8 protein-coding genes are annotated in these 6,642 nt (G+C 72.6%); 1 reads left to right on the forward strand and 7 read right to left on the reverse strand.

What is annotated here, in order from left to right:
- Positions 1–257: 257 nt before the first annotated feature.
- The 3 genes from NS331_RS21295 to NS331_RS21305 form a co-directional block, all read right to left on the reverse strand.
- Positions 258–1,022 (reverse strand): class II glutamine amidotransferase, encoded by a 765-nt coding sequence (locus NS331_RS21295; RefSeq protein ID WP_058643957.1) that lies wholly within the window; start codon positions 1,020–1,022, stop codon positions 258–260.
- A 32-nt stretch (positions 1,023–1,054) separates the two neighbouring features.
- Positions 1,055–1,450 (reverse strand): VOC family protein, encoded by a 396-nt coding sequence (locus NS331_RS21300; RefSeq protein ID WP_058643951.1) that lies wholly within the window; start codon positions 1,448–1,450, stop codon positions 1,055–1,057.
- Positions 1,451–1,556: 106 nt separating this feature from the next.
- Entirely contained in the window at positions 1,557–3,041 is a 1,485-nt protein-coding gene (locus tag NS331_RS21305; protein WP_058643952.1) for a DHA2 family efflux MFS transporter permease subunit, read from the reverse strand.
- 235 nt (positions 3,042–3,276) lie between these two features.
- Here NS331_RS21305 and NS331_RS21310 point away from each other — a divergent pair, with 235 nt between their 5' ends.
- On the forward strand, positions 3,277–4,680 hold the full coding sequence (locus NS331_RS21310; RefSeq protein WP_082702673.1) for a zinc-binding metallopeptidase family protein: 1,404 nt from the start codon (positions 3,277–3,279) through the stop codon (positions 4,678–4,680).
- A 29-nt stretch (positions 4,681–4,709) separates the two neighbouring features.
- On the opposite strand, the gene NS331_RS21315 is transcribed toward NS331_RS21310, so the two are convergent.
- The 4 genes from NS331_RS21315 to NS331_RS26805 all read right to left on the reverse strand — a co-directional run.
- Positions 4,710–4,955 carry a zinc ribbon domain-containing protein gene (locus tag NS331_RS21315; RefSeq protein ID WP_058643953.1) on the reverse strand — a complete coding sequence of 82 codons (246 nt, stop codon included), beginning with the start codon at positions 4,953–4,955 and terminating at the stop codon, positions 4,710–4,712.
- A gap of 20 nt (positions 4,956–4,975) precedes the next feature.
- A complete protein-coding gene (locus NS331_RS21320) occupies positions 4,976–5,650 on the reverse strand; it encodes an OmpA family protein (protein WP_153012969.1) in 675 nt (224 codons plus the stop codon).
- A gap of 47 nt (positions 5,651–5,697) precedes the next feature.
- A complete protein-coding gene (locus NS331_RS26800) occupies positions 5,698–6,294 on the reverse strand; it encodes a hypothetical protein (RefSeq protein WP_058643955.1) in 597 nt (198 codons plus the stop codon).
- On the reverse strand, positions 6,291–6,642 hold a 352-nt coding region (locus tag NS331_RS26805), incomplete at its 5' end, for a hypothetical protein (RefSeq protein WP_058643956.1). The genes NS331_RS26805 and NS331_RS26800, both read right to left, overlap by 4 nt.

The following is a 6,642-nucleotide window of genomic DNA, read 5'->3' on the forward strand; positions in this document are numbered from 1 at the left end:
TCGATGCATCTGCAAGCCCGGTCATGTCGCGGGGCCTTCTGCCGTGGGCGATTGCGAGGGCACGCTGACCAACGGCACCGTGCGATTCAGGGCCTCGCTCCCTCTCCCCTCGCGGGAGAGGGCCGGGGAGAGGGGGTGGCGGCAGCCGCAAGGCGCGACCTTCGTTTGGCGCTGCGGCCCCCGCTCCCCAACCCCTCTCCTGCCAGGGGAGAGGGGCTCACGGCCACGCGCCGCGGCGTCGGACGCAGCCTGGCCGATCAGCCCTTCGATCTGCCGTTCTCGAAAACGCGCAGTTCCCCCGGCGCGAACGGCACCCAGGTTTCATTCGTGGTCAGCGGCGCCGTCACGACCACGGCCACGCGGTCGTCGGGCGTGGTGTGCTGGGCGAAGTCCATCGACAGGTCCTCGTCGGCGAGTTGGGCGAGCGTGAAGGGATGCTGCCGTTCGATGGACCAGAGGTTGGTGGACGCATGCGCCCACAGCGCCTGCCCGTTGGACAGCATGAAGTTGAAGGTGCCGTGCCGCGCGATGCGCGGCGCCAGTTCGCGCAGCGTGAGCGTCAGCTCGTCCACGCTGGGCACGTCGGCATGCGACTTGGCCAGCTCCTGCATCAGCCAGCAGAAGGCATGCTCGCTGTCGGTGCCCCCGACGGGATGGAAGTTGCCGTGCAGCCGCGGGCGGAAGTCCTTCAGGTCCCCGTTGTGGGCGAACACCCAGTAGCGGCCCCACAGCTCGCGCACGAAGGGGTGGCAGTTCTGCAGGTTGACCGCGCCCTGCGTCGCCTTGCGGATGTGGGCGATGACGTTGCGGCTCTTGATGGGATAGCGGCGGATCAGCTCCGCCACCGGCGATTCGCAGGCCGGCAGGTGGTCCACGAAGTGGCGCAGCCCGCGGTCCTCGAAGAAGGCGATGCCCCAGCCATCCGCATGGTGGTCGGTGCGGCCGCCGCGCTGGGCGAAGCCGGTGAAGCTGAACTGCACGTCGGTGGGCACGTTGCAGTTCATTCCGAGGAGCTGGCACATGGCGGTGGCGGGGCGGTCGTTGGAAAAGAAGCTCAGGCCTTGCGGCCGGCCCGGTACAGCCCGCACAGCTTGTGGCCGTCGGGGTCGCGCACGTAGGCCAGGTGCATGGCGCCGTCGCCGCGGGGGCCGGGGGCGTCCTCGATGGCGGTGCCGCCATGGGCCACGGCCACGTCGTGGAACTGCTGCAGCTGCTCGGGCGAGTTGCACTTGAAGCCGATGGTCGCGCCGTTGGAGACGGTGGGCGCCTCGCCGTTGATCGGCTGGGTGATGCCGAAGGTGCTGCCGTCGTGGCGCCAGAACACGCGCTGGTGGCCGCCGGGGCCGGTGTTGCGCGCGCCTTCGGGCGCGCCCAGCACGCCGAGCACGGCGTCGTAGAAGCGCTTGGCGCGTTCGATGTCCTGGCTACCGACCATCACATGGTTGAGCATCTGCGGGATCTCCTTCGTTGTTGTCGGGCGCCGTCGCCCGGGTTGGGGAAAAAGCGGCCCCGATTAGACCCGAGCCGCCGGGCCGCGGCTGTCGCGCACACCGCCGTCAGATCGCGCCGCGGTGCTGCCGCTCCCGCAGCTGCAGGGCTGCCAGCAGCGCCAGGCCGCACAGGCCGGCCAGGATCAGGAACACCTCGTCGAAGGCCGCCAGCCGCGCCGGGCTGCTCTGCAGCTGCGCCAGCGAGTCGCCATGCGCCGCCAGCCGCCACTCCAGCACCACGGCGCACAGGCTCACGCCGGCCGAGCCGCCCAGCTGCCGCAGGAAGCTGATGGCGCTGGCGCCCTGCGGGATCATGGCCTTGGGCAGCGGCCGCATGGAGCCGATGTTGAGCGAAGGCAGGATGAAGCCCAGCCCGATGCGCCCGACCACCGCGTACAGCGTCAGCAGCCACAGCGGCCCGGCCAGCGACAGCGTGGGCATCAGCGCGAAGCTGGCGGCCAGCAGCAGCAGGCCGGTGCTCACCAGCAGCCAGGTCGGGTGGCGGTCGGCCAGCCGGCCCACGCCGGCGATGGTGAAGGCCAGCACGATGCCCGCCGGCAGCATGATGGTGCCCACGTGCGAGGCCGACAGGTGCAGCGCGACCTGCATGAACACCGGCAGCAGGTAGGTGGAGCCGAACAGCGCCGTGCCGTAGATGAAGGCCACCACCGTGCCCATGGCGAACTGGCGGTGGCCGAAGAGGCGCATGTCCATCAGCGGCTCGCCGCCGCGCGCGGCCAGGCGGCGCTCCCACCACACGAAGGCGGCCAGCGCGGCACCTGCCAGCACCAGCAGCAGCGCAGCCTGGCTCGGCGCATCGCCGCGCAGCTCCACCAGGCCGTTGAGCAGGCACAGCGTGCCCGCGGTGCCGATCAGCAGGCCGCGCCAGTCCAGCGCATGGCTGCGGCCGGCCTGGGCGCCGCCGGGCGCGGTGGACGGCACGAACTTCCAGGCCAGCCAGAAGGCCGCCAGGCAGAAGGGCACCACCATGAAGAAGATCGAGCGCCAGCCCGCCAGGTCCACCAGCACGCCGCCGATGCTGGGCCCCACGGCCGGCGCCAGCACCACGCCCATGCCGAAGAAGCCGCTGGCGCGGCCCTGCTCGTGCGGTTCGAAGGCGCGCAGGATGATGATGGCGGGAATGGGCTGCACCACGCCGGCCGCCAGCCCTTCCATGACGCGCGCGGCCAGCACCAGCGGGAACAGGTCGGCCAGCCCGCCCAGCAGCCCGCCGGCCAGCAGCAGCACCATGGTTCCCACGTAGGTGCGCCGGTAGCCGAAGCGCGCCAGCAGCCAGGGCGTGGTGAGCATCGAGGCCGTCATCGCCACCATGAAGCCCGAGCTGACCCACTGCGCCCGCTCCTGCCCCAGGCCGAAGTGCCGGCTGAGGTCGGGAATGGCCACGTTCACCACGGTGGACGACATGATCGAGGCCATGGTGCCCACCATGACGGACAGCAGCAACAGCCAGCGGTAGCGCGGGCCGTAGCGCAGCCGCATCGGCGACATGGGGGCGGCAGCCGGCGGCTCGGGCGCCGTGGAAGGCGGCATGGGGGAAGGCGGGGTGTCGTGGGTCATGGGCGCTGGCTGCCGTCGGGCGGGCCGCCGCGGAACGGGCACGGCCGTCCGGTCCTACAAGCATACGGGGCTTCGCCCGCCGATTCCGCTGCGGGGCCGCCCGAACAATTCCGCCCACTCCGGAAGCGGCGCCTGCACGGCGCCGTCCAGCCGGCTAGGTACGCCCCCACCCACCACACACACACCGATAGCCAAGGGAGCCTCGTCCATGCTCACATCCCACACCGCCGACCAGGTGCACGAAGGCGGTTCGCTCGCCGACGAACTGGCCGCGCCTGCCGTCAGCCGCGCCTACGTCTGCCAATGCGGCCGGCCCGTGTACCTGCGCAACAGCCAGTGCCTGGCCTGCGGCACGCCCCTGGGTTTCGTCACCGCCCGCGTCGGCATGCTGCCGCTGGCGCCGGTGCAGGACGATGCCGAACTGTTCACCGTGTTCGGCGAGCCGCAGGGCCCGCGCTACCGCCGGTGCGCCAACTTCAGCACCGCCGCCGGCTGCAACTGGCTGGTGCCGGAAGACCCGGAAGCCGACAAGGGCCTGTCCCACACCCACGGCCTGGCGCCCGGCCTGTGCCTGGCCTGCAGCGCCACCCGCACCATCCCCGACCTGTCGGTGCCCGAGAACGACGAGCTGTGGCTCAAGATGGAAGCGGCCAAGCGCCGCGTGATGTCGCAGCTGCTGGCGCTGGGCCTGCCGATCAGCACGCGGCTGGCCGACCCGGCCCATGGCCTGGCCTTCGACTTCCTCTCCAACCTGCCCGGCGCGCCGCGCGTGCTCACCGGCCACCAGGATGGCGTGATCACGCTCAACATCGAGGAGGGCGACGACGCCCAGCGCGAGAAGACGCGCGCCGAAATGCGCGAGCCCTACCGCACGCTGGTGGGCCACTTCCGCCACGAGATCGGCCACTATTACTGGGACGTGCTGGTCGCGCCCACGCCCTGGTTGCAGGACTTCCGCGCCCTGTTCGGTGACGAGACGCAGGACTATGGCCAGGCGCTGCAGCGCCACTACGAGAACGGCCCGCCCGCCGACTGGGCGCTGCGCTACGTCACCAGCTATGCCAGCACCCATCCGTGGGAGGACTGGGCCGAGACCTGGGCGCACTACCTGCACATGGCCGACACCGTGGACACGGCGCTGAGCTTCGGCGTCAACGCCGTCAACGTGGAACTGACCAGCGACCTGTTCACCCGCGAGGACCTGTGGCAGCCGGAGCATCCGGACGCCGACCGCTTCCTGGAATTCCTGAACGGCTGGGTGCGCCTGACCAACGTGCTGAACGAGCTGTCGCGCAGCATGGGCCAGCCCGACTTCTATCCCTTCGTGCTGCCGCATGCCGCGGTGGGCAAGCTGCAGTTCATCCACCAGCTGGTGACCGAGCAGCGCGGCCAGCCGGCGCCCCAGCGCGCGGAAGGCGGCGAGCCGGCCCCCGTGCAGGAGCCGCCGCCGGCCGGCGACTCGGCACTGGTGCAGGAACTGCCTGCCGAGCCCGCCATGTCGCAGCAGGACCAGGCGCCGGTCCCGGCCGACGGCAATGCCGCGCCCGTCGTGGCGGACGCGCAGCCGGCGAACGCCGAGGACGTGCAGCAGCAACAGCCGCTGGCTGCCTGAGCCGGCTGGTGTGCGCGCGGCGGCGCGGCTCAGCGCGCCGTCGCGAACATCACGGCGAGCAGCGCGATGCCGGCCAGGAAGGCCAGCAGGCGCACCACCCACGGAAACACCAGCCAAGCGCCTAGCACGGTGGCCAGCCGGCCGAGCAGGCCGGGCGTCACCAGCCGCTGGTCGGTCGCACGGCCAGCCGCGGCAATCGGCGCGCCGCAGTTCGGACAGGTCGGTGCGCGTGGCGACACGCGGTGGCCGCAGTCGGGGCAGTCGATGAGCGCCATGGGTCCTCCTTCGCGGCGGGTCATCCGCCGGCCGCGCGCGGCACGATGACGATCTCGACGCGGCGGTTCTTCTGCCGGCCCGCCGGGTCGTCTGCGCCATCGGGCGTGGTGTTGGGCGCCACCGGCTCGCGCCGGCCCAGGCCTTCGGTGTCCAGCCTGCGCCCGCCGGTGGCGGCTTCCAGCCGCTCGGCCACGCGCTGCGCGCGGCGCAGCGACAACGCGTCGTTGTAGGCATCGCTGCCGCGCGCATCGGTGTGGCCGCGCACGCGGACCGGCGCTTCGGGGTAGCCCTGCAGGAGTTCGGCGGCGCGTGCCAGCGCGGGCTCGGCGTCGGGCCGCAGCTCGGCCTTGTCGAAATCGAAGAGCACGTCTGCCGGCAAGTCCACCACGATGGCCTTCTGCGGCGTGGGCCGGGCCTGCAGTTCGCCGAGCAGCGCGCGCGTGCGCGCCAGCCGCGCGGGCGGCACCTCTGCCAGGCGCAAGGCGCTGTCGGGCGCAGCGGCGGGGCGGAAAGTGGATTCGGCCGGCGCCTTCTGCCAGGTGCCCGATGTGTTCGCGGGACGCCACGTGCTGGCCGGCGCATCGGCGGCCGTCTGCCACTGCGTCGGCGTCGCGGCCAGCGGCTGGGTGGTGCGGTGCACCGTGTAGCCCGCCGGCTGGGCCGAGGCGGCGCTGGCGCACAGAAGCAGCAGCATGGCGCCGGTCGCGCGAGCCGCGGTGCCAGCGGTGATGGCGGTGGGCCTCATCCGCCAGGCTTGAGCGGCAGCACCACCGCCAGGCCGGGGCTGTTGGTGTCGTCGGGCGGGCTGCCTTCGTTGATGACGAGCTTGACCTGGCGCGCATCGGCCGGCACGGCGCCCAGGAAGACCAGCCGGCCTTCCATCGTGTCGCCGGTCTTGATCTTGAGGTAGCGGTTGTCCTCGGGCCGCTTGAGCATCAGCTTGTTGCCGGCGTCGTCCTGCAGGTAGGTGTCGCCCGAGGCCATCTGCGTCCAGTTGGTGAGCGGGCTGGCGAAGGAGGCGCTGACGTCCAGCACGGTGGCGTCCGGGCCCAGTTCCACGCCCTTCACGCGCACGGTGAGGCCGGCGCTGGCCACGCCCTGCACGGCCATCGGCACGGTTCGCGCGCTGGTGGGCGCGGCGGCGGGCGTGGGCGCGGGTGCGGACGCGGCATTCGACGGCGGCGCGTTCGGTGCGGGCGCCATCGGTGCTGGCGCGGGCGCCGTGGGGGCGGCCGGTGCCGCCGGTTCGCTGCCCTTGTCGGAGCAGGCGGCCAGCAGGCCCACCGCCAGCGCGATGGCGGCCAGGGCGGGGTACGCGGAAGCGGTCGGTGTCTTCATCGGATGTTGACGCTGTTGATGTTGGCCGCGGCGCCGGTGCCGCCGCGCGCGCAGTCGGCGCCGGCCTGCACGTCGCGCGTGTTGCGGCCGGTGACGACGACGGTGCGGCCCTGCAGGCTGCGGCCGTCGATGTTCACGCTGTTGACGTTGGCCGCGCCGGTCGCCGCGCCGTCCTGGCAGTGCACCTGCACACGGGTGGCGCTGTTGCCGGTGACGTCGATGCGGTTGGTGCCCGGGCCGGGCCGGTCGATCACGGTGCGCGTGCCCTCGGCGCCGCGGTCGCCGGCGCCGGCGGCCGCGCAGGTGCCGGCGAGCAGGCAGGCGGCCAGCGCGGCCAGGCGGCGCGGT

The sequence above is a fragment of the Pseudacidovorax intermedius genome, assembly GCF_001476815.1.
GTDB lineage: Bacteria > Pseudomonadota > Gammaproteobacteria > Burkholderiales > Burkholderiaceae_C > Xenophilus > Xenophilus intermedius_A.